Annotated in this window: 25 protein-coding genes; 21 read left to right on the forward strand and 4 right to left on the reverse strand. The window is 44.6% G+C overall.

Translation table 11 applies throughout. From position 1 onward, the window contains the following. The 10 genes from BC351_RS26705 to BC351_RS26745 all read left to right on the forward strand — a co-directional run. The coding region (locus BC351_RS26705) for a VOC family protein (RefSeq protein ID WP_144028545.1) at positions 1-341 on the forward strand (341 nt) is incomplete at its 5' end. A 295-nt stretch (positions 342-636) separates the two neighbouring features. After that, entirely contained in the window at positions 637-1,761 is a 1,125-nt protein-coding gene (locus BC351_RS26710) for an FAD-dependent monooxygenase (protein ID WP_079416770.1), read from the forward strand. A gap of 331 nt (positions 1,762-2,092) precedes the next feature. Then, positions 2,093-3,529, forward strand: a complete 1,437-nt coding sequence (locus BC351_RS26715) for a hypothetical protein (protein WP_079416772.1) — start codon at positions 2,093-2,095, stop codon at positions 3,527-3,529. A 24-nt stretch (positions 3,530-3,553) separates the two neighbouring features. After that, on the forward strand, positions 3,554-5,416 hold the full coding sequence (locus tag BC351_RS26720; protein WP_079416774.1) for a HEAT repeat domain-containing protein: 1,863 nt from the start codon (positions 3,554-3,556) through the stop codon (positions 5,414-5,416). Next, on the forward strand, positions 5,392-6,483 hold the full coding sequence (locus tag BC351_RS26725; protein ID WP_079416911.1) for an ATP-binding protein: 1,092 nt from the start codon (positions 5,392-5,394) through the stop codon (positions 6,481-6,483). The genes BC351_RS26720 and BC351_RS26725 overlap by 25 nt, the downstream gene beginning before the upstream one ends. Beyond that, a complete protein-coding gene (locus tag BC351_RS26730) occupies positions 6,441-8,810 on the forward strand; it encodes a DUF5682 family protein (protein WP_079416776.1) in 2,370 nt (789 codons plus the stop codon). Before BC351_RS26725 ends, BC351_RS26730 begins: the two co-directional genes overlap by 43 nt. 3 nt (positions 8,811-8,813) lie before the next feature. Next, complete coding sequence (locus tag BC351_RS26735) at positions 8,814-10,028, forward strand: VWA domain-containing protein (protein WP_079416778.1); 1,215 nt, start codon at positions 8,814-8,816, stop codon at positions 10,026-10,028. A gap of 350 nt (positions 10,029-10,378) precedes the next feature. Then, positions 10,379-10,510 carry a hypothetical protein gene (locus tag BC351_RS43995; RefSeq protein ID WP_279628375.1) on the forward strand — a complete coding sequence of 44 codons (132 nt, stop codon included), beginning with the start codon at positions 10,379-10,381 and terminating at the stop codon, positions 10,508-10,510. Positions 10,511-10,570: 60 nt separating this feature from the next. After that, positions 10,571-10,756: a hypothetical protein gene (locus BC351_RS26740; RefSeq protein ID WP_079416780.1), complete on the forward strand. Its 186-nt coding sequence runs from the start codon at positions 10,571-10,573 to the stop codon at positions 10,754-10,756. Positions 10,757-11,259: 503 nt separating this feature from the next. Beyond that, entirely contained in the window at positions 11,260-11,898 is a 639-nt protein-coding gene (locus tag BC351_RS26745; RefSeq protein ID WP_079416782.1) for a hypothetical protein, read from the forward strand. Positions 11,899-11,994: 96 nt separating this feature from the next. Here the strand turns inward: BC351_RS26745 and BC351_RS26750 are convergent, their stop codons facing one another. Further along, positions 11,995-12,825: an oxidoreductase gene (locus BC351_RS26750; protein WP_079416784.1), complete on the reverse strand. Its 831-nt coding sequence runs from the start codon at positions 12,823-12,825 to the stop codon at positions 11,995-11,997. Between the two features lie 221 nt (positions 12,826-13,046). Here BC351_RS26750 and BC351_RS26755 point away from each other — a divergent pair, with 221 nt between their 5' ends. From BC351_RS26755 to BC351_RS26795, 8 genes are all read left to right on the forward strand, one after another. Next, complete coding sequence (locus BC351_RS26755; RefSeq protein ID WP_079416786.1) at positions 13,047-13,442, forward strand: MerR family transcriptional regulator; 396 nt, start codon at positions 13,047-13,049, stop codon at positions 13,440-13,442. 351 nt (positions 13,443-13,793) lie between these two features. Continuing rightward, on the forward strand, positions 13,794-14,078 hold the full coding sequence (locus BC351_RS26765; RefSeq protein WP_079416789.1) for a hypothetical protein: 285 nt from the start codon (positions 13,794-13,796) through the stop codon (positions 14,076-14,078). Positions 14,079-14,979: 901 nt separating this feature from the next. Continuing rightward, positions 14,980-15,477: a hypothetical protein gene (locus tag BC351_RS26775; protein WP_079416793.1), complete on the forward strand. Its 498-nt coding sequence runs from the start codon at positions 14,980-14,982 to the stop codon at positions 15,475-15,477. A 62-nt stretch (positions 15,478-15,539) separates the two neighbouring features. After that, positions 15,540-15,863, forward strand: coding sequence for a hypothetical protein (locus BC351_RS26780; protein ID WP_079416795.1), 324 nt, complete (start codon positions 15,540-15,542; stop codon positions 15,861-15,863). Positions 15,864-15,911: 48 nt separating this feature from the next. Further along, positions 15,912-16,061, forward strand: a complete 150-nt coding sequence (locus BC351_RS42450; protein ID WP_158082241.1) for a hypothetical protein — start codon at positions 15,912-15,914, stop codon at positions 16,059-16,061. Positions 16,062-16,075: 14 nt separating this feature from the next. Continuing rightward, entirely contained in the window at positions 16,076-16,384 is a 309-nt protein-coding gene (locus tag BC351_RS26785) for a GNAT family N-acetyltransferase (RefSeq protein WP_158082242.1), read from the forward strand. Between the two features lie 290 nt (positions 16,385-16,674). Beyond that, positions 16,675-17,151 (forward strand): GNAT family N-acetyltransferase, encoded by a 477-nt coding sequence (locus tag BC351_RS26790; protein ID WP_079416799.1) that lies wholly within the window; start codon positions 16,675-16,677, stop codon positions 17,149-17,151. A 78-nt stretch (positions 17,152-17,229) separates the two neighbouring features. Continuing rightward, positions 17,230-18,108, forward strand: a complete 879-nt coding sequence (locus tag BC351_RS26795; RefSeq protein ID WP_079416800.1) for a class I SAM-dependent methyltransferase — start codon at positions 17,230-17,232, stop codon at positions 18,106-18,108. Positions 18,109-18,373: 265 nt separating this feature from the next. Here the strand turns inward: BC351_RS26795 and BC351_RS26800 are convergent, their stop codons facing one another. Beyond that, positions 18,374-18,880: a DUF3189 family protein gene (locus BC351_RS26800; protein WP_079416802.1), complete on the reverse strand. Its 507-nt coding sequence runs from the start codon at positions 18,878-18,880 to the stop codon at positions 18,374-18,376. A 239-nt stretch (positions 18,881-19,119) separates the two neighbouring features. Then, a complete protein-coding gene (locus BC351_RS44420; protein ID WP_425270946.1) occupies positions 19,120-19,326 on the reverse strand; it encodes a CBO0543 family protein in 207 nt (68 codons plus the stop codon). Between the two features lie 387 nt (positions 19,327-19,713). On the opposite strand from BC351_RS44420, the gene BC351_RS26805 reads away from it, so the two are divergent. Both BC351_RS26805 and BC351_RS26810 read left to right on the forward strand, forming a co-directional pair. Next, positions 19,714-20,271, forward strand: coding sequence for a DEAD/DEAH box helicase family protein (locus BC351_RS26805; protein WP_079416804.1), 558 nt, complete (start codon positions 19,714-19,716; stop codon positions 20,269-20,271). Between the two features lie 236 nt (positions 20,272-20,507). Next, positions 20,508-21,077, forward strand: a complete 570-nt coding sequence (locus tag BC351_RS26810) for a dihydrofolate reductase family protein (protein WP_079416806.1) — start codon at positions 20,508-20,510, stop codon at positions 21,075-21,077. A 429-nt stretch (positions 21,078-21,506) separates the two neighbouring features. Here BC351_RS26810 and BC351_RS26815 read toward each other — a convergent pair whose 3' ends face one another. After that, positions 21,507-21,866 carry a DUF3500 domain-containing protein gene (locus BC351_RS26815; protein ID WP_158082243.1) on the reverse strand — a complete coding sequence of 120 codons (360 nt, stop codon included), beginning with the start codon at positions 21,864-21,866 and terminating at the stop codon, positions 21,507-21,509. Between BC351_RS26815 and BC351_RS26820 the strand changes: the two genes are divergently transcribed. Beyond that, positions 21,860-22,339: a TetR/AcrR family transcriptional regulator gene (locus BC351_RS26820; protein ID WP_079416808.1), complete on the forward strand. Its 480-nt coding sequence runs from the start codon at positions 21,860-21,862 to the stop codon at positions 22,337-22,339. The genes BC351_RS26815 and BC351_RS26820 overlap by 7 nt on opposite strands. Positions 22,340-22,739: the final 400 nt, after the last annotated feature.

The raw sequence follows: 22,739 nt of genomic DNA on the forward strand, positions 1-22,739 counted from the left end.
GCGTGATCGATTTGAATGAAGCTACGGGTTTGTTCCGGGACTTGTTTGACTTTGAGCTGCAGGAGCGAAAAGGCGACGTGATTGCCGTTATGAATGATAAAGAGGGATTCACCCTTGTCTTAAGCTGCTCAGCAGCCTTGGAAGGCGTTCCGACTTACCCCGAAGGATTCCATGTTGGATTTTACGTTGACACGAAGGAAGAAGTGGATCGATTCTATGATCGGCTTGTGGGCAAGAAGTTGATCCAACCAGATCAAGGACCTAAGAACATGCGGGGCGGCTATACGTTGTATTTCAAAGCGCTTGATGGCATTCTGTTCGAAATCACCTCGTTCGCCTAAAACTGTAAAGTGAAAGTAGAATTGGTCGTTGAGCTAACGACGAACGTTAGTTCAAAAGCAACATAAAAGAAGGCAACCGGACCTAAGTGGAGCGGTTGCCTTTTCTCGTATGGTTGAATCAAACTCTCTCGTACGATATGAACAGGGAGTCGATAGCTTCAAACCCTTACCTCTGTGTATGAATAAGGTTTTTCTGAAAAACTAGTAGTTTATATTCAGTTTATAAAATTATTTTATTCTATACACTGTAATCAACAGTATTGGGGATTGAGGTTCCAACACGGGAGGAACGAATATGAAAAAAAAAATCCTAGTTAGCGGGGCGAGCTTTGCCGGCCTCTCAACAGCCTACTGGATGAAGAAGTTGGGCTACAACGTGACCGTTGTTGAGATCGCCGAAGGTCTCAAAAAAGGCGGCACGCCTGTAAATATCCGCGGAAATACCATCGATGTCGTGAAACGTATGGGGCTGTTCGACCAAATCCAGTCGAATAGAATAACCATGGAAGTGATTGAATTGAAAAATTCCGATGATGTCACTGAAAGATTGGACTTCATTCAAAATGACAGTGAGCAGTTCGCGGAAGATGAATACGAAATAGAGCGAGATGTATTACTGAATATGATGTTCGAGGCTGTCAAAGATGATGTCGAGTTTATTTTTGGCGATAGCATAACATCGTTAAAGGAAGAAAGTAACGGCGTCGATGTAGCTTTTAAAGGGGGTCAAAAGTGCTCGTTTGACCTGGTATTTGGCTGTGATGGTATTCATTCGGCCGTCAGAAAATATTGCTTCGGTGATGAGGCGGAATTTTCGCATTTCCTTAAAACTTATTTCTCTATCACGATCGTGAATAAGTCGTTGATCCGGGAGAATACGACACAGATGTACAATGAGCCTGGCAAGGCGGTCTTCCTGAACGCCTACAACAATAAAACCGATATCGTCCTCTGCTTTTTCTCGGAGGAGGAAATCCCTTACGATTACCGGAACGAAGAACAGCAGCGGAATATAATTCTGAAAGAGTTTTCCGGGCTAGGCTGGCGAACGACGGAATTGCTGGAAGAAGTAAAGAACTCGAAAACTTTTTACTTTGACAAGCTGTGCCAAATGAAAATGCCGTCTTGGACAAAAGGCAGGGTAGCGCTAGTCGGTGATGCTGGATACTGCGCCTCTCCAGCTGCTGGCATGGGCGGATCACTGGCAATAGATGGGGCCGCTGCTTTGGCTGATGCTTTCCAAAAATGCCATGGCAATTTCGAATTTGCGTTCCAAGAATACAATAAGAGTTTCCGTCCTTTCATCGAGGAAGTGCAAGCGAGTGCGGCAAAATTTGGCGTAGAGTTTCTAGTACCACGTACTGAAGAAGCCATTCGCGAAAGAAATTCGCAACCACCATCAACTATAGGACATTCTTAGCAAGCGATCTGTAGGCTACCGCCAGCATAATTAACAGCAAGAACGTAATGATCATATAAAACACCTTCATGAGAATAACTTTCGTTAGTAAGATAATGAGAGGATATCCTTTTGAAGGTGTTTTTACATTGACTCACCTAACGGACATGGTCATGGTCAAGTCATCTTTTTCAGCGAAGCTGGCTAATAGGTGGAATAGAATCAAAAGTACTTGCATTTATTACAGGTACTAAGGTTGAAAGGATTCATGCTGGAAAAGACATACCCATGAAAAAGGAAATTTAGGGTTAGTGTGGAAACTGTTTGTATACCAAGTTATGAGGGGTACAAGATGAAGCATTTAACGGAAGTGTATGTGGACAGTCTGGCACTCAACAGCAGTGCGATCAAGAATGGTAAGGATTTGGTGAAGAAAAACAGCTTTCCACTGCTTTGTCAGTCAGAAGATGGAACGATCATTTTTGGGGAGTGTAAGGGGAGCGGCAAAGACCCGTATCGATGTTCAGTTGATCTTATAAAGGAAGGCAATCCCGTATTCCGGTGTACTTGTCCAAGCCGTCAGTTCCCTTGCAAACACAATCTCGGATTGATGTATGCATTTACTTCAGAAAAGACATTTATTACGGCTCCCGTTCCTCAAGATATTGCGGACAAAAGGGAAAAGGCCGAGAAACGGGAAGAGAAGAAGAAGGAATCCGCCGCCACGGATGCTCCTGTTGTCAAACGTAAAACGAACAAATCAACGTTACTGAAAAAAATAACAGCTCAGCTTGAAGGAATCAGCATTGCCGAGAAGCTGATCTTGCAGTTGGTTACATCGGGACTTGGCAGCTTGGACAAAAAGGCGCTGCAAACCGCCGATGAGCAGGCGAAGCAACTCGGCAATTACTACATCCCTGGCATCCAAACGGCATTTAGGGAATTTACGCTGCAATTCCGAAGCGAAGAAGAACGTGAAACGGTGTACCCAATTGCAATCGAGCAGCTTACCACTTTGCACGCGCTTATCAAGAAAAGCAAAGAGTACATGAGCAGCAGATTGGAAAATCCAGATATTCCTATCGATTCGGAAACGACATTGGAGGAATGGATCGGGCATGCCTGGCAAATCGCCGAGCTAAGAGAACTGGGCCGTGTACGCAGCGACATTGAATTGCTGCAGCTATCGTTCCGATCGTATACGGATCCAGCAAGAGGCGAATTCATTGATGAGGGGTATTGGACGGATCTCCAAAGCGGCCAAATTCACATAACAAGAACGTATCGCCCTTTTCGCGCAGTCAAATACATACGTGAAGAAGATTCTGTCTTTCAGGTGGTCCGAGCGAAGGAGCTTGCGCTATACCCCGGTGAGCTGAATACAAGAGTGCGTCCCGAGGAAGCGACGTTCCGCGAGGTGAGTCCGCAGGATTATCACAACATCCATGCAGCAGCTCTGAAATCATTTCCGGAAGTCATCAAGCAGGTGAAAAATCTCATCAAAAACCCGCTTTCTGACAAGCATCCGGTCGTACTGCTCCATTTTTCAGAAATTAAGAAGACGGATACTTCCTATGTGTTAATAGATGAAAAAGGCAAGCAACTGCCACTGACGGACATCTCGTATCTTGGCGAGCCAACAACCAATTTGTTGACAATGCTGACGAAGCCGCACCTTCACAACCAAGCGATGCTCGTCATGTTTGAACATAATTGGACGCATAATCGGCTTGAGGCGCAGCCACTAAGCATTATAACTGCGAATGAAATCATTCGCCTGCTGTATTGATGAAAAGAATTAGGAGACGATTCCATGAGTATAGACATATTGTTTGAGCTGCAGTATGAGGTGCGGCGCTTGTTTATCGCGGGGAGCGGAATGGCGGCAGGTGATTTGCGTATGCAGAAAATACTTCCCCACTTGCACAAGCTGGGCGAGTCGGCGCCGGTGTTTAAGCGAATGGCGCATGCGGTTAGTCAAGTCTTAGAAGCGGAGACAAGCAACTCAGCGGAGAAACTGTTGGAGCTGGGTACGCTGCTTAATTCGGTCCTGTACACGCAAGGGAAAACGGAGACCAAAGAAGAACTCGCCCCTTTGGAGGCAGCTGAAGCTGAATCCGCACATCCCACATCACTTCCCTATCGCAAGATCTATCCGCTGATTGAAGCGTTGACGAAAAAGGGGCAAGGGCGAATGGAACAGCTGCGGCTTGGGCATGAAGAGAGGCTGTTTCTTGATCTTCGCGTGATCCCTGCGGCTGTTTCTGCGTTGGATGACAGCTATGCTGAAATCCCGGATTATCTTCACCGCGAGGTACTGCCGGTAGTTGGGACGGCAGCGCTCCCAGCGCTGAAGCAGCAATTCAGAATGGATGGCGGAAAAGGGGACGCCCGCCGCTTGCAGCTCCTCCATACTTTGCGTCCTGCATCGGACTTAGAACTGCTGCTGCAAGCTGCGGCTGAGGGTTCGACGGAGGTTCGCTCCATGGCAATTGAGCTTCTGAGTGACTATCCGGAGCAAGAAGATTTCATTTTGGAGCAGGCAGACGATAAGAAAAAAGAGATCCGCAGAGCCGCATTGTTCGCTTTGTCTCGTCTTGGAACGGAAGAGGCCATTGCTCGCTTGTATAAAGCGCTCAATTCAAAGGATCAAGATATCGCCATAGAGCCGATACAATTGTGCAAGGCGAATGAGCTTACACTAAACATTCTTGAACATGCCAAAACGATGCTCGACAATATCAAGCGACGTTCGAATGTTTCTGATTCAACTCAACTGTTGCTTGCGGACATCCGCAGTCTGCATGTAAAAAGAGTGCCCGAGGTTGTTAGCTTTTTAGAGCTTTTGCTGTCCACTCCAGACTTTATCGTTCCGGAGACGGAAGCTCTTCAGGAAGCCGCTGCCGATCTACTGCTTCAACTGGATTTGCCTGAGGCGGACCGTTTTATCTTAACGCTGCACGAGGCGTATAATCGTAAATTCATTGCGTACAGCTTTAGAGCAGCTCTGAAAATTCTTCCTCCAGAGGATGTCTACGAACGTTTTTGCCATGATCTCAAGGACAAAAAGTCGGCAGTGGCGAAGGATTTGCTTCGTGTCCTGTATGAGGTGACTCCGTCGCTGTATACACAACTGCAAACGCAATTACTACCACAAGTGCATGAAAGCGAACCTATTTCTTCATCCGATTTTTCAAGTTGGGACCCAAGATGGGTGCATCTTTTTGTAAAATTGGATGAGGAGGAGCTTGTCTGCAGATTCGCCCGAGAATCAGACCCGAAAGTGACAGCTTATATTGTAAAGAAGTGCGAAGAACGACCTAGCTTTAACGTAACTAAAACAACGAATTTATTGCTGATCTTATTCCGTCAAAACGATCCAGATGCGTCAAAGCTGCTCATGGACATTTTGGAGAAAGGCGGAAATAAGCAGTTCTACTACTTGGATCGTATCCAATTAACGCTGCTTTCGCTGCTGCCAAGGCCATATGCGGAAAGACTGCGGCAATTCGCAGAGGGCTTATCCTATCAAGGCATGAAAAGTCAATTGTTGGATATTGCAGAAACGATTGCTGCCAAACCGGAGTCAGAACGAGAGACGGAGCAGAGGGATAGCTCAAATTATGGGGAGAAGGGACAGGGATTATGGGGATGGATCAGAAGCAAGATGTCGTAAGATTGCCCTCCGAAAGGCTTTATGTTGAGGAATTGGAAGCTTTGAAGAAATTGGATCAGGATGCAAAGCCTGCTGGATGGCAGCTTTCTCCGAAAGCTGTTCTTACATTTCTGACGGGCGGAAAAGTAAAAGGTGTTAACATCACGCCAAAATATATCGGAAACAAAAGATTGATAGAAATGGCGATCGCTACACTTTTGACCGACCGGGCGCTCATGCTGATCGGTGAGCCTGGGACGGCGAAGTCGTGGCTTTCGGAAAATTTGACTGCGGCCATTACTGGAGATTCCGGCAAAGTCATCCAAGGAACGGCAGGTACGAGCGAGGAACATATCCGTTATTCGTGGAACTATGCTATGCTGCTGGCGCAAGGACCTTCTGATCAAGCGATTATTAAGAGCCCTATTTTCCGGGCGATGGAAACCGGCGGGATCGCCCGCTTCGAAGAGATTTCTCGCTGCGCGTCAGAGGTGCAGGACGCCCTGATCTCAATCCTCTCGGAGAAAACAATCTCGATCCCAGAGTTGGGCAGAGAGGTGTTCGCGTCCAGAGGTTTCTCGATCATCGCAACGGCAAACACGCGTGACCGCGGTGTGAACGAGATGTCAGCGGCTTTGAAGCGCCGTTTTAACATCATTGTGCTTCCGTCCCCTTCGGATATCGAGACAGAAGTGGAAATCGTACGTAAGCGGGTCAGCGAAATATCGACCAGCTATGAGCTGAAATCGACGCTTCCAGATGAGGAGGCGGTACGGAAGGTTGTGACGATTTTCCGCGAGCTGCGCAGCGGGATGACGCTTGACGGCAAAGAGAAGGTGAAAGGGCCGAGCGGGGTCATCTCGACAGCTGAAGCTATTTCGCTGCTGACAGGCAGTATGGCGCTTGCAGGAAGCTTTGGCAGTGGCAGCATCAGTGAGGAAGATATCGCAGCCGGCCTGCAGGGTGCGATTGTGAAGGACGAAGAGAAGGATCGGCTCGTATGGAAGGAATATCTTGAAAATGTGATGAAAAAGCGGGGATCGACATGGAGAAATCTGTACTTCGCGTGCTCGGAGATGAACAACTAGACAAAAGTTCGGGGTTTCATGTTTTCGGTATACGGCACTTATCGCCTGCAGGCGCTCATCACCTCCTAGCTTTTTTGGATGAAATAAAGCCTACAGTTGTGCTCATTGAAGGTCCCAGCGATGCAAGCCCTTTTATCAGTGAGCTGACCTCGAGTGGTGTTGTCCCGCCCATTGCCATTTTAGCTTACACGGATGGGCTACCTGTAAGGACGCTGCTATATCCGTACGCCAATTATTCGCCGGAATATCAGGCTTTTATGTGGGCTAGCAAAAACAATGCGCAGGCTGCATTTATTGATTTGCCCTCTGAGCATGCTTTGGCGCTTTATGAACAGCGGAAACGCAGACGATCTACTACCGAGTCAGAGCATGCGCAAGAAGCGGACGACTTGCAAGTGTATGTTTATGAACAGAACGCGCTGTACCAGCGGATAGCCGAGCTGTCCGATGAGCCGGACTACGAGGCTTATTGGGAACGGTATTTTGAACAAAATTTGCAAAAAGACGCTTACCGCCAGGGCATTTATCAGTTTTCTATACAAATGCGCGAGCTTTCCGCAAGGCAGGAGATGCAGCTTGCGCCGCAGGAAGCGGCTTACAATGAAATTCGGGAAGCGTATATGAGACGTAAAATTCAAGATGCCATAGCGGACGGTCATGCTCCAGAGAAAATTGTTGTCGTAACCGGCGCACATCACGCTTCTGCGATGGATTTCCGCTTCCCGGCAATGACGGCTGAAGAGTTGAAGGGCCTGCCGAAAACAACCACGAAGCTGACGCTAATGCCGTATTCGTACTATAAGCTTTCGTCGCATTCCGGCTATGGCGCAGGGAATCAGGCTCCCGCTTATTTCGAGCTGTTCTGGCAGTGTCTGCAAAGAGGAGATCTTCACCGGCTTCCTGCTCTATATTTCTCGCAGGTGGCTGCCCATCTCAGAGAGCACGGCACTTATAGATCCACCGCTTCGCTCATCGAGGGAGTAAGGCTGGCGGAGGCACTTGCTGCTTTGCACGACGGAAGCCTGCCGACTTGGAAGGATTTGCGCGACGCGGCAACGGTATGTCTAGGCTTCGGCGAGTTCTCCACGATTGCGGAAGCATTGGCTAGAACCGACGTTGGCACAGCCATCGGCCGATTGCCCGAAGGCGTCAGCCAGACGCCGATTCAAGATGATTTGAACAGAGAGCTTAAGAGACTTAAGCTTGAAAAATTTAAAACGGCGGTAGCGACAACGCTAGAGCTGGACTTGCGGGAAAACCGCAGAGTGAAATCGGAGGAAGCCGCGTTTCTGGACTTGAAGCGGTCCGTTCTCTTGCAGCGCCTAGAGCTGCTTGGCATTCAATTCGCCAAAAAGGAACGAGTATACCAAGCTTCCGCATCATGGGCGGAGCATTGGGTGCTGCGTTGGACGCCCGAAGCCGAGATTCAGGCGGTAGAGTCAACCTTGAAGGGGGAGACGATCGAGCTTGCGGCCGCTTTCGTACTGAAGGAGTGGCTTGAGGCGTGCAGCGATATCGCAGAAGCTTCGCGCATCATCAGGATTGCGTGCGACTGCGATTTGACTGAGCTCATGGAGCAGGCAAAATCCGCGCTGCAAGGGCTTGCGGTGGACACGGGCAGCTTTGAACAGATAGCAGCGGCGGCCTACGAGCTGTCCGTTTTGATCCGATATGGATCTATCCGCCGGATCGAAACAGATACGCTGCTTCCACTGCTCCAGCAGTTGTTTCTTCGGGGAACTCTGCTGCTCGTGGATGCTTCGGGCTGCAATGACGATGCCGCTGAAGGTATGGTGCGGGCGATTCAGTCTCTCCATACCGTTGCACAAGACCATTATGACCAAGTCGATGACGGATTATGGTTCAATAAACTGCAAGATCTGGCTTCACGTGATGACCGGAATGCTAAGCTGTCAGGCTTCGCTTTCGCTATATTGCTGGAGCGCAATGAGATTCCAGATGAACGGGTTGCACAGGAAGTTTCGCGCCGTCTGTCTCCTGGAATTCCTGTCGATTTGGGTGCTGGCTGGTTTGAAGGGATAACGATGCGCAACCGGTATGCCCTTTTATCGAGGGTGTCGCTGTGGCAGCAGCTTGATGCGTATATCGCATCGCTTGATAAGGAAGCTTTCCATCGTTCGCTCGTTTTTCTGCGCAGGGCTTTCGGCTCGTTCGAACCGAGGGAGAAGGCGACAGTAGCCGAGATGATGGGCGATATTTGGGGCGTTGGCGCGGATATGGCAGGTGCTGCGTTGCAGCAGCCTCTAAGCGAGGAAGAGAAGGAGAAGCTGGATGAGCTCAATGATTTTGATTTTGGAGATTTGTAGCCTATGACAAAGGTCGATCAAGAACAAATGAAACGTTGGCGGTTGATTTTGGGCGCTGCTTCCGAAGAGAAACTGATATCGTACGGCGCAGGTGATGCTATGCTCGACGAAGAGTCGAGGCTCATGGATGAGGCGCTTGCCGCCATCTATGATGACACGGCAGGTGACAGCCGTGATGACGGAGTGGGGGGCGTCAGCTCCCGCTCCCGCAAAGCAGGGCTGGGGACATCGTCGCCGAAGCTCGCCAAGTGGCTGGGCGATATACGCACCTTTTTCCCGCCTGATGTGGTGTCTGTTATTCAGTCGGATGCGATCGAGCGCAAAGGCTTGAAGCAGTTGCTCTTCGAGCCGGAGCTGCTTTCCCAAGTAAAGCCGGACATTCAGATGGTAGCCACGTTAATGGCGCTAAAAGGGAAAATACCAGAGAAAACGAAAGAAACCGCAAGGCAGCTCGTCAAAGCCGTTGTTGATGAAATCGTGAAACGGCTTTCGCAGGATTTGCGCCGGGCAGTTACGGGTGCGCTGAACCGCAGGCAGCATTCTCCGCTGCCGTCGGCAACCGGGCTGGATTGGAACACAACCATCCGTAAAAATCTAAAGCACTACAACAAAGAGCGCGGACTGCTGCTGCCGGAGAAGGTGTATTTCTTCGACCGTGCACGGCGGAGCAAGGAATGGACGGTTATCCTGGATATCGACCAAAGCGGTTCGATGGCGGGCTCCGTCATTTACGCCTCCATTATCGGCTCGATTTTCGCCAGTATGCCTGCGCTGGATACGCGTGTGGTTGCATTTGACACGGAGGTCGTGGATTTAAGCGAGCAGTGCGCGGAGGATCCCGTCGATATGCTGTTTGGGATTCAGCTTGGCGGCGGAACGGATATTAATAAATCCATTGCGTACTGCTCATCTTTTATTGCGGAGCCGAAGAAAACGCTATTTATCTTGGTCTCGGATCTCTATGAAGGCGGCAACCGAACAGAGATGATGCAAAGGTTGATCGATATGCACGATTCAGGTGTGAAAACGATCTGCTTACTCGCCTTATCTGACCAAGGTGTGCCTTCTTACGACGATGTGGTAGCCAAAAAGCTGGCTCAACATGGTATTCCATGTTTTGGCTGTTCCCCCGATAAGATGCCTGAACTAATTGAGGGTGCTTTGAAAGGGAACGATCTTTCGGCACTAGCCGAGCGTGCGAAGCAGGGGCATGACTGATGAATCTACTGTAATGGGAGTGGAGGAACAGCCCCAAGTCTAACTCAAAAGAAAAATTGTTTTCCAAGCGTTAATTGCACCGATCAGGTAGGTGGTACGAGTAAAGTGCTGTTATTTGCCATAGGATAAAATCACTCTTATTCTCAATGTGCTTTATTTTGTGGAGATTAAGGGAGGATTATGCAAGAATAATCTGATTTGAAAAGCTTTAATTCCCAGTAAGATATTATTGTTTAATTTCGCCGACCAACTTAGTGATTGGCACAATGTGTCTGCTTATATTACTTCTTAAGTGAGTACAATATATATGTTTCAAATTACTCAAAGGGGATAGAAAGGAGGTAATCTCAATGTCCGATAAAACTAAAACTAAGATAACCAAATCTCAGCGAACCGTTGATAAGGAACTGCAATCTAGAACTCAAAAATCGCCTGACCAGTCTGCACAAAATAATACACACGATCAACCAGGTGATGCTTAAACACATTTCAGCGAATAATATAGTAGGGAGATCAACTTTCGAATTTGGAGGATAAATACAATGACATCCAGTAGAGGACATCAAGGAGCTCATGGCACAGGGCAAATTGTTAAGCAACTGAACAATCAAGCCCAAGCCGCGGAGCAAATTCAAGGAAGTAATAAGGTCGATCAAGAAATTATTGCAGCCGCAAACGAACATAGTTCAGAACTGGATGAAATCATTGATACGGATGCCAGCTCCTAAGTTGAGCTTCGGCATGGATCGATCTAAAGTAATACGAGTTAGAGACCTGCGGCATGCCTCATGCTGCGGTTTTTTTTCTTGTTCGGCGGCACAACTAAAGGGCAGCATAGTTGAATAAATCAACAATAAATGGATGGAATTTGGATCACAATTATTATTAATTTTTGGGAACCTGTATTGAAGGAGCTTGGAATTCGGCAGGCTCCTTTTCTCATTATAGTAATGACGGTTTGCCAGAGCCGTTTTTATACGACTACTTCGTAATCCCGTAGCATCGCGCCGCAAAGAGCAAGCAATTCCGGTAACGGATAACTATAGTTGAACAAAAACAAGGAGCAGTTTTGCCACGGCAACTTGCTCCTTATTTTATTAAGCTAAAGGGCAGGATTCTCGAGTAAAGATATGGTAAAATGGGTGTATAATATGCTCTCTTGATGGTTAAGGAGACCGTCTTGGAATATTCTTAAGTCAATCGATGGAGTATTATACAAGGATAAGGTGTGATGCAGGTGACTGATTTTACAATGATAAAAAAACTATTTCATATTACGAAACGAAATGGGTTTAGTCATGACGAGATACAAACCATTAAAAATAATTTTGGTGAATTGCCCCAGGTGTTTATAGATTATTATTGGGAACTCGGTAAAGACGAGCGGCTGAATCATACGCAAGATAGTTTGATCAAACCCGAGCAACTCCAATACTTCAAACATAGCGAATATTTAATTTTTTATCGCGAGAATCAACGTGTCTGTGTTTGGGGAATCCATAAGAACGATTTATCCAGGTCCAATCCCCCTGTCTATATGAGTTACGATGAAAAGGTATGGAAAAAGGAATTTGAAACATTGACCGATTTTTTTCATGCGATGGCCTATTTGCAAACCGTATTCGCTCTTGAATACGGCTGTGAATCATTCTATTCCATTGAACAAACCGACTTGGATTTTATTCGTGAAAATTTTAAAAATAAAGGTATTTCCTTTCGGCATTGGATTGGCATCGAATTTTATGGCAATCACGATGACAGCATAATAACAGTTATGAAAAATGACGATAGTTTTGATCTGATCTATGCTTCAAGCGATAAAGAACATTTTGATGAAATGGATCGGGTTCTCTCAAAACGAGACATTTAGATTATCCAACATTAATTCGAACGTTGTAACTTTGGGGCTGGTCTCAGAGTTGAGGAAAATAAACCTATGTGACTTTAGTTTGAAGGAAACAAACAATTACTCTTCGAAATCTGCAGAGATGCTAAGTGCTTCCCAGCGGTCTGTCTCCGCCAGTTTAGCTTGATCAGTTGCTCTTGCAATTTGGACTGCGCCTCTACCTAGCAATAGTCTCAATGGTGGGTTTTCTTCGTTAACGATAGTAATTACCGCTTTGGCGGCTCTTACAGGATCGCCTGCTTCTTTCCCTGCGCGTTCACTAAGACGTTTATACATCTCGCCTACTGTGTCCTGATAATCCTCGTTGGGTTGTGTAAACTTCATAGAGGAACCCGCCCAATCAGTTCTAAATCCACCTGGCTCAATCAAAATCACTTTTATACCTAATGGAGCGACTTCTTTGGATAACACTTCAGAGAAGCCTTCTACAGCCCATTTTGCCGTTTGGTATGGACCTAAACCTGGTGAGCCAGTACGGCCTCCAATCGAGGAAAACTGAACAATATAACCCTCCTTTTGTTTACGTAGAATTGGTAAGGCTGCCCGCGTAACATTAATAACTCCCCATAAATTGGTCTCGATTTGAGATTTCCAGTCTTCATCGGTAGTTTCCTCAATCGAAGCAATATTCCCATAACCTGCATTATTAACGACAACATCCAATCGCCCGAATGCGTCAATAGAAGCCTGGATAGCAGATTCCACTTGCACTGTATTCGTTACGTCAAGAACTACTGCGCGAACCTGCTCACCATAGCGATCAACTAGATCGGAAATTTGCTCGGGCTTGCGTGCTGTAGCAATTAATTTATCACCTTGCTCTAAAACAGCCTCGGCGAGCGCGCGACCAAATCCTCGAGAACAACCTGTTATTAACCAAACCTTAGACATAATAGACTACCTCCATTATTGGATTAAGACTTTTTTATCATGGACTTGTTCAAAAAAAATATGTGAACGCCTTGAGAAGATAATGAATTAAACTAATACACCTAATTTATTTGCCACTTTCACTCACCTCAAGTTTCCTTTATAGTATCGATCAAGATGAAGTATAATGAATTCGAGTTACTCGAAGTCAATAACATATTTGGAAAGGTGCCTGCAGAACGATGTTATATTCCATAAAACAAGTAACAGAAAAATTTCATATATCGCCGCATACACTTCGATTCTATACAGATCAAGATTTGATACCAGGTGTCGTGAGGGACGAAAATAATCGTCGGTTATTTAATGACGATGCTCTCCGTTGGCTTAAAACCATATTGGCTTTCAGATCTACCGGGATGTCCGTAAAAATGATACAAAGTTATTTGGAATTATATAAACAGGGAGATGAAACGATTCCGGAGAGATATAACTTGCTGGTTGAACAGCAACGCCTGACTAAACAGCAACTTAGCGATTTGTCGCAGCAGTTAGAAGTAATCAATGAGAAGGTTAGAACCTATTATGATTCAATCAAAAAAATTCGAAATATTGAAGTAGAAAGTTCATTAAGTTAAACCGTGAACGATAGTGAAGGAGCTGCTGCGGCAGCTCCTATTTTTGTTCAATCAAGTAACAGGCAGTTCAGCGAAACTTTCCATTATTTGGTGTCGTATAAGAAGTGAAACGGATGAGGCGAACGGCTATAGAGTGAAGAGTGAGGAACTTAAGGGAGTTAACAAAGTGAAAATGTATTCTAAAGGCATCAGAATATTGATTGGTGGTGTTTTTAAGACGTGGTGGGATTAGATCTAATAACGTAGAAGAGAACTGAATGGTTTTTTTAAGCTATCGGAGAACTATAGCTCAACAAGTTGCTGAGGGAGTTGACCGAAAGGGGATTCCATTCCTTATAAGGTGGGATGTTAGTGAAAAATAAGGTTTTGTTCTCATTACTTGGGATTATAATTATTGTTCTTTCGAGTACATATCTTTACAATCACTCATCACCAGAAAAAGCAATTATGAGCCATTTAAAAAGTGCTAATTTTAATTACTATATTGTTAAAGATGATTACTTTGACACTTCTTACGGTCAAAGGTACTACGTTAAAGAGAAAGATGGGAATTTTCACAATAACTTTCCACATATTCTCTACTTGAAATTCACTGTTTTTGGGTGGCAAATTGTTTCTGGTGGTAATGCTCCTTAAATATACTCTGTTTTAGTGGAAGTCTGGAGCTGCTCACCGCGAAATTTAGTGCTGATATAATATTTTCGTTAATTTACTAATTATATATACTTTTCTATATTCGTGTTACCACAAATTATTAGTAAAGGGGCGATCATATTGCAATTAAAATCAAGAAAACCCTTAGTCAACTTAATGATTATAGGAGTAATAATCTGGCTAGCGGGGATCGTAAGTAGTGGGATATATTATTTTAAAGTAATTGCTAACCATGACAATTTCTATAGTAATCCAAGTCCTGTTCCTATGTTTGTATTTATATTCATCGGTGGACTAGGCTTCCTTTTAGCGGTAATCTCTACTTTAATATATTTCGCATCTCTACTAAAAAACAGACAATAAGACAGAGGGATTGCCGCGTGGCAATCCCTCGCTCAGCTCCCTCGGTATAAAGTTAGGTATCTTGGAGTAGGGCTGGCTTTTAAGAAACCTTATATTTACGAACAAAATGGAAGACCAGTAATTTATGAGCAAAAGGAAATTGCTAAAAAGATGCTACCGAGAAATGAGTGGTGGCGTTTGGTAGATTGGACTCATGAGAGAGAGTGGAGAGTCCCTGGGGACGAATTCCATTTCGACTTATAATGAACTCTTGGCCAAACTATCTCCTGAAGACTTAAAGGCTATTCAAGGAATCATACAAACGGCTCCTGTGATATTCGGTTAAAAATCCGAGGTAACTTCCCATTAAGCCAAGATCCCTGAAGATTTTAAGACATTTTAATCATTTCGCTAACTGGGAACGATAGTTAAATCCCAAACATCGAGGCTGCCGAGTGCAGCCTTTTGTGCTAACGGGCAGATTAACGTAACTTCCAAGTAATGGAATCGTATAAAGTATGACAACAGAGGAGGGAAATTCGTGAAATTAAAAACAAAACTAATTGCCATCACAGCTATATGTTTAGTTACGGCAAGTATATTTTCTATTTCTGCACTAGCTGCAAAAGATATTGCCTCTCTGAAAGCTCTAGCTAATCTAGCTAAGGATAAGGAAACTATTGGGCACAATTTATTGGATGCGATGCCTGACCAAACAAGAGAGGATAAAGATGCAAGAAACCAACAAGGTATTAAAGTTAAGAGTCTCGGTAATGAAACAAGAAAGCTCGAACTAGAAGCTGATCCTGACGATACTGAAAATTTCGCCAAGCAGTTAGATTTAGCCATTGAAACCTGGTCAATGGGTGTCAATGAATTGAAAGAAGCTGCTGTAAGATATAACGACGATAAGTATCTCAAACGGGCAGAAGAATCACTGAAAATAATCGAAAAGTTTAAAAAAGGAAGAGAAGAATACCAAAAAAATGAAAAGACAGTAAATCAACTTCGTAAAGAACTCGATATTCCTGTCAACTAAGCTAACTGGGAACGATATTCTAATCATTTTCAGAATATAGCGCGAAGTTTGGAGGCTAATTAATGTCTGTTAGTGTGTTTAGAATGAATCTAGAGGACAATTCATTTGAACTAGGTTTTGAATTACCAATTTCTAACGAAGAATTCTTTACAAAGTTTTGGCAACCAGCTATCGAGGAGTTAAAAATTTATGGTATTCAGAATGGAGTAGAATTAAGAAAAGAACAGTTGGCATCTACACTTCTGGAACTAAAAAATTTGAGAATTTGGGCACTTGCTAATCTGGAGAATAATGATTTGGAATATATGGTGACAAGGATTGATTTGCTTATTAAAAAGTTACCTTTAGCTTTTAAAGCGGAAAATACTATTTTGTGGATTGGATAAATAATCAGTGAGCAGTAAATTATCTCTCTTAATTTAAAGGAGTTTTTTATGAAAGTTGTGAACGCTGTCAAGGATGATTTGAACGTATGGTTGGAACTGGCCTCTGAAGTTGAGTACTTATTTGGTCCTATGGTAAGTGATCCAAAATTTATTCAGGCAATAGAGAAAATATTAATCAATGCAGTGCATTTTGTGTGAGGGAAAATGATGGATTGCCAGGATCACGGTTACTCGGTGGAGTTTTATTTTCTTCAGCAGATGCCCCAAGCTACAAGATTGGGTGGCTAGCTGTTTCATCTCGAGCGAGAAACAAAGGTATAGCAACTGAGCTACTAAGACATATATTGAAACTTGTTGATATCCCAGCAGAAGTATCAGTTATTACATTTGGCGATGAAATTCCAAACGGACGACCTGCAAGGAAGTTATATCAGAAGTTCGGATTTGTGCCTCAAGATGAGTCAATTCCAAATGGTTCAGAAGGTGGCAGTCGTCAAAAATTCAAACTGCTCATTAAATAGGGACTTAAACTATCGAGGAACTATAATGTAATTAACCTTCAAGTCAAAGGCTGCCGGGAAAACCGGCAGCCTTTTTTTAACCAATATTACGTTAACGAAAAATAAAACCGGCACATCATTGTGCCGATTAATCAATTGCTATTTACCAAAAGGATACCCCTAAAAAAGCCATGGATACATAATAGTATATAAAAAAATTCAACATAAGTCTATTCATTTTTTAGTTAAAATTGTATGTTATTTATGCGACCGCGGCGCAAAACGATAAGGGATGAAGGGAGAAGACTTGCATGATTACGCTCAGAAAAATAACATTGGAAAACCGACGCGCCATATTTAACTTGGAAGTATCAGAAGAACAACGGCGATTCGTTGCGTCCAATCTGTCAAGTGCGGCTTCATGCTATGTCCTTGCAACCAATGGGGGACAACCATTTCCATTTGCCATTTACTCGGATGGGCAGCCGGTCGGTTTTGTTATGTTGACATATGGAATCACCAGTTACGACCTCCCGTCAATTGCACACGACAGCTATTGCATATTGCGATTGATGATAGACAAGCACCACCAGAACCAGGGCTACGGACGGGAAGCCATGAAAAAAATCTTGGAATTTATCCGCACCTTTCCGGCAGGGCCTGCATATTACTGCTGGATTTCTTATAAGGTAGATAATTTGCCCGCCAAAAAGCTTTATGAAAGCTTCGGATTCCGTAACAACGGCGAAATCTTAGGCGACGAGCTAATCACCGTATTGCCACTCTGATTTGCACTGGAGACTCAACTATCGAAAGACAATAGCGCAGCGATGGAACCGATCCATCGCTGACTTGGGGGTTGGAAGATGAGCGACTACTATTGGGATAATAAAATTGAATATTTAAGTAAAACAAGATGGCTATATTACAATGATGATTACTTAGAGTTCCTTATTAAAAGTGTATGGAAAATTACATCGCCTGTTCGGATTATCGACTTCGGGTGTGGCTATGGGTACTTAGGGACCAAGCTCTTACCATTGATTCCAGAAGGTTCAACATACACGGGAGTCGATATTGGAAGCAAATTGATTGATCATGCGGAGGATGTTTTCAAAGATACGCCATATCAAACCCAATTTACCCTTGGTGATATTCAGAAGATGGATTTTGGGCAGAAATATGATCTTGCTGTTTGCCATGCATTTTTATTGCATGTAGTAAATCCGAAAGAAATTCTGCAAAGAATGATAGGGTGTTTGATTGATGGTGGCAGAATTATATGCTTTGAACCACATTGGATCTCAACCATGGCAAACTATTATCTTGATGGGTACAATTCATCGGAGATTATCCAGTTAGGATTTCTTCAGAAGTTGTTTGAAGGTGACATGCAGCGTAGTGGCAAGGACGGTAATATCGGGATAAAGGTACCTGTTTACCTAAGCCAGTTAGGCGTAAAGCAAATTGATTGTAGAGTCAGCGACAGAGTTAATTTCTTAGATCCGAATTCTGACACATTTAAAATGGATACACTGTATGCCTCAATAAAAGAAGATGGATTTGGAGAAGATCCAGGGCCAGAAGAAACATTTATTGCGAATTTAGTTCAACGTGGTGCTTCTTATGAAGAGGCAAGGAATGAATATAAAGTGGAATCGTTAGTATCGAAAATTTTTGAAAATGACGTTTTTCTGACCTATGCAGCCAACTTGAAGATTACAACTGGGGTTATCGAGCGCTAAATGTTGAGGTTCATTTGGAAGTCGTATATTTAGCTAACAAGGAAATTTAGAGGAGGAGCTTACATCGCGGCAACTCCTCTATTTCTTCATTTAAGCAACGGGGAGATTAGCAGTATGTATTGTTAAATTCGGCAATTCTAGTGAAACTCTATATGTTCTTATGTATGCTTTTAAGTATGAACGGCTTGCTAGCAGTTACTCAAAGGAGGCCAAGTTATTTCAAAAATCATACTTTTTAAAAGCATGGCTTACTTAATCATTACAGCTACTTGAAATCTTTATTATCCAGCATAATTAATTGTGAATTTGAGTTTTTTGCGACTTGTTTTGTATGGTGGACGAGATTAATAATGTCTTGATATGCTTGTTTCGCTCCTACAACTAATAAAGGAACGCCAATAAAGTCAATTTTTAGCCATCGTGAAAGCATCCCACCACATGTCATCGAAAAAGGTACGGTCGGAGAAGTATTAGATAAAATAATCTTTTCATCGAGAGTCGCTTCTTCAATCAACATATCGATCAGATTAAATATGCCGGGAACTAGAATTTTAGACCTACCTCTGCCCATTGTATACACCTTATTGCCATCCTCATCCTTCCCGTGGAAGTAAAACTTTCCTCTGTCCTTGTACACCAACTTATTGAAATTGTGAGTATTCAATATTTCATTCTTCGAGGGCTCGTGAGTTTCGTTCAGCTTTTTCAGATGATAAGCTGCAGCTAACGCTGTAGTATGCGTTCCCCCGAAATCATTATAAATATAAATCATCTTAAAACCCTCCCCTTTTACAGTATGCATTATTATTTCCTATATTGTTCAACTAATACCAATGATTTGAAGTTGTGACGAAGAGATCAGGTAACGATTGGTAAGTTACCCCAATTAATTCGAAGATTAAATTACTTTGTCTTATGGAAGTTGCTAGCCGTACATTTTCTTTATCTTCTTAAAGAACCACAAATAGTAGCAGTAGGATAGTATTAGTGTGATAGTGATAGAGATACAGCTCATATATCTTTAGGAAAATGAACATTGAATATGGCGCTTATTTCAGGGAAAACAAAAAACTCAAAGGTAAAACTTGCCTTGTATACAACACTAAGAAAACCAACGGGGTATTCAATTAATTCTCCTTCAACAACTAAAGAACCAAACAACCATGATGGGAGTTGCATGAACAAAAAACTTACTTGTGCTTGAATTAATTTTTTCACCAAGTAATTGGACGGAGGCGAGGCATGGTTCGTAGATAGCAGTTTGGCGCCATATGAACGCGAACGTTAGAAGGGCTGCCGCGTGGCAGCCCTTCACTCCATTAACGGAGAGTTTAATAATAGCTGTTTTCTATCAACCTAAACCTAAATAATTTGTTATCATGTTAGATAGTGAAGCAATTTTTGGGTTAACCTTAATACTTAGGAGGAAAACACGTTATGAGAGACGTTGGGAAGAGAACCAAAGTAAAGAAAGAGTCACTCTCTTAGCGTTTTATGAGACTAAGTTTGTAGGATGGGGACATGTTGTATACAAATCCAAATATCCTTATTTTGGCTCTTGAAAGAAAATGCTTTCTCTAAGTCGGTAAGATAGGGTGGTAAAAAATGAAGTTCATACTTTTATTCGGTCCCCAGGCTGTAGGAAAGATGACAATTGGCCATGAACTAGAGAAAATCACGCCTTTGAAGTTGTTCCATAACCATCAGACGATTGAGTTGCTGCATCCTTATTTTGGCTTTGGACCTGAGATGTGGCGATTAGCAGATCTATTTCGCAAGGAAATCTTTGAGCAGATGTCTAAAAGCAATAGTGCCGGATTCATGTTTACATACGTTTGGGGGTTCGACTTACCAGCTGACTGGGAATTTGTTGATCAAATCTGTAACATCTTCGAATCCAAGGGGCATGAGGTATGTTTTGTAGAACTCGAGGCTGACATTGAGGAAAGGCTTGAGCGTAATAAGTCCCCTCATCGTTTACATCATAAGCCGACGAAACGGGATGTCGAACGATCAGAAAAGGATTTAATTCATACGATGGAAAATCATCGGTTGAACTCATTACCTGGTGAGATCACAAGGAAAAACTATATTCGAATTCAAACAACTAATCGAACACAAGAAGAGACCGCACTATTGGTTAAAGAACGATTTCAACTTTAGGTTATAGTTTTCTGAGAGTAATATTTTATAGTAAATCAACTACATAAAATAGCTGGACCGATTTATTAAACTAAAGGGCATAATTGCGAAACATTGTTGTCTTCGAAGAAAATTCAGATTTCCACTTGACCCTTACGTAACGTAATGATTTATAGTGAACGTAAGAGTAGGACGAAACACTTGCCTACTGGCCATAAAATCGAACAACTAAATTCGAAATCAGAGGAGAAGCAAACATGAGAAAACTCGTATTGTTTATGCATGTGTCGCTGGACGGGTATGCGTCGGATTCGAACGGAGGACTAGATTGGATTCCGTACAACGAGGAATTAGAGAAATACGCCGAGGAGGTCGTAGCCGAAGTCGGCTCTCCCGTATACGGACACACGACGTATCGGATGATGGAGAGCTACTGGCCCACGATGCTGGACAATCCAAATGCGTCGGGGCACGATATAGAGCATGCCAAATGGCTGCAGGATGTTAAGAAGATCGTCATTTCCAGCTCGATGGACATTGTCGAATGGAACAATACGATGCTGATCAAGGACAATATTGCAGAGGAAATCAAGGCGCTCAAGGAGCAGTCTGGCAAAAATCTCGTTATCTTCGGCAGTCCGGGGGCGGCGAAGACGTTGCTTGAGCTCGGCCTGATCGACGAATTCCTGCTGACGATTTGTCCGGTCATCTTGGGCGGCGGAAAATCGGTATTCCACGGCAACGGTGAGAAAATCAGGCTCAAGCTGCTGTCCAGCCGAACACTCAATTCGGGCATTATCGCGACCCGCTATGAGTTGGAGAAATAGCCGTGCCGTACAAGGTGTTCCACTAACGAAAGAACGATAGCACGTACTGAACAGGCTGCCGGCATGCTGGCAGCCTGTTCAAGTAAAGGGGAGGTTAGTTACAAATAAAGGAAACAACACTTTTAGGGGCATTCATTCATCGAACCAACACAAGAGTTTAACGATGAAAATTATGAATGATCCGATCCACCCTGTTGCTCATGTGACAATACATTCATTCGTGTTACCTCCTTGTAGCCCTTCAGCGAGCTACTACTCAGGTGCGCGAATGTCGTCTTAGCGACGAGCAGGCTTACCCTCAGTGATTAGGTTCGCAGACGTGGCAATGGTGACAAGCTGTGGTTAGGAGGCGTTTCCTCCGTAGTCTGTGTTCTTGTCGCGCCATACTGCGTGCGGGTGCGGATCCGAGAGGATGATGCCGCTGTGCATCTAGAACTCGATCCACACGGACGGGCCATCAATACGGATGTAGTCACTCGGTTTGCTCACGGAGGTCGAGCCCGAATAACCGACGTACGTGGAATTGAGCTCACTTTTATAACCGGCAAGGAATATCGCGGCGTTTGCGTCGTCGATACTGCCGACATACGTCTCGATCACCGTTAGCAGCAGGGCCCTCTGGTCCTCGCTCAACTCGGAGCCCCGAATGCCCGCGGCTGTATTCGGGAACGCCCAGTCCTTGCCCGGCCCCAGCAAGAGGTCGCGGTACTTGCCGCGAAGCCTGGCAGCGGCTAACTGGTCATTATCCAAGGAGGCAAGCAGTGCCACGAAGGCTCTCTGCAATGACAATGAAGGGCATCTCCGAGAGGGCCGGGGTATCTCGGCAGACGGTGTATCGTTGGTGGTCACACAAAGCGGAGATCCTGATCGAGGCCAGCGCAGCCGATGCGGAGGAGGAACTTGCTATTAGCCCCATAGGGGTTCCGTTGGACGACCTAACGGCTTATCTGGAAGTGCTCGTGCGCTTCCTTGCGCACTCATCGGCAGGCACCGCCTACCGAGCGCTCCTCGGCGAAGCGCAGCACGACACCGCTGTGGCGGAACTGCTCTCCACAAAGGACCCGCTCGGCGACAGCGCTCGGGTCGTGATTGAGCGCGCGCTCGGGAAGGACACACTGCCAGTCCCGCTTGATCAGGCCACAGCCTTGCTGATCGGACCGAGCTTCTTCTGGATTCTGAGCGGACGCGATCCAGCGGGGCTTGTCCCGCTGGAACTGGCCGCAGACTTCATTCACGACCTCCAAGTGCGACAGTCGCGGTGAACGAGGCTCATCTCGGCGGCCGTGGCGACCCGCTCGGCCGCTGCCTGATGGCCCGGACAATGTTGCATGGGAGATGGCACCCACACAATTTCATTACCGAACTTTAAATTAAGAAAGACGCCTGATGAGGCGTCTTTCGCTCTTTTGATGATAAGGTGAACCGTAACGTAATTAACGGTTAAATCTTTGAACGGCGGGGCTTTGGTAATGGAGGGGCCCAAAAGGTAAAAACTCCTTATCTCCATCTTCGGATACATGCACGGAAGCGAAGGTCAACTGCCTTCGTTTTTTTGTTCAGTCATCCTCTCTGGTAACATAAATCCAATGTTCTAGAACGATTTGTTGCCCGACTCTTTCCATCCCTAAGCGCCTCCGTTATACTAAATTTATTAAACCTACG

Origin of the sequence: Paenibacillus ferrarius, from assembly GCF_002027705.1 — a bacterium.
Lineage (GTDB): Bacteria > Bacillota > Bacilli > Paenibacillales > NBRC-103111 > Paenibacillus_E > Paenibacillus_E ferrarius.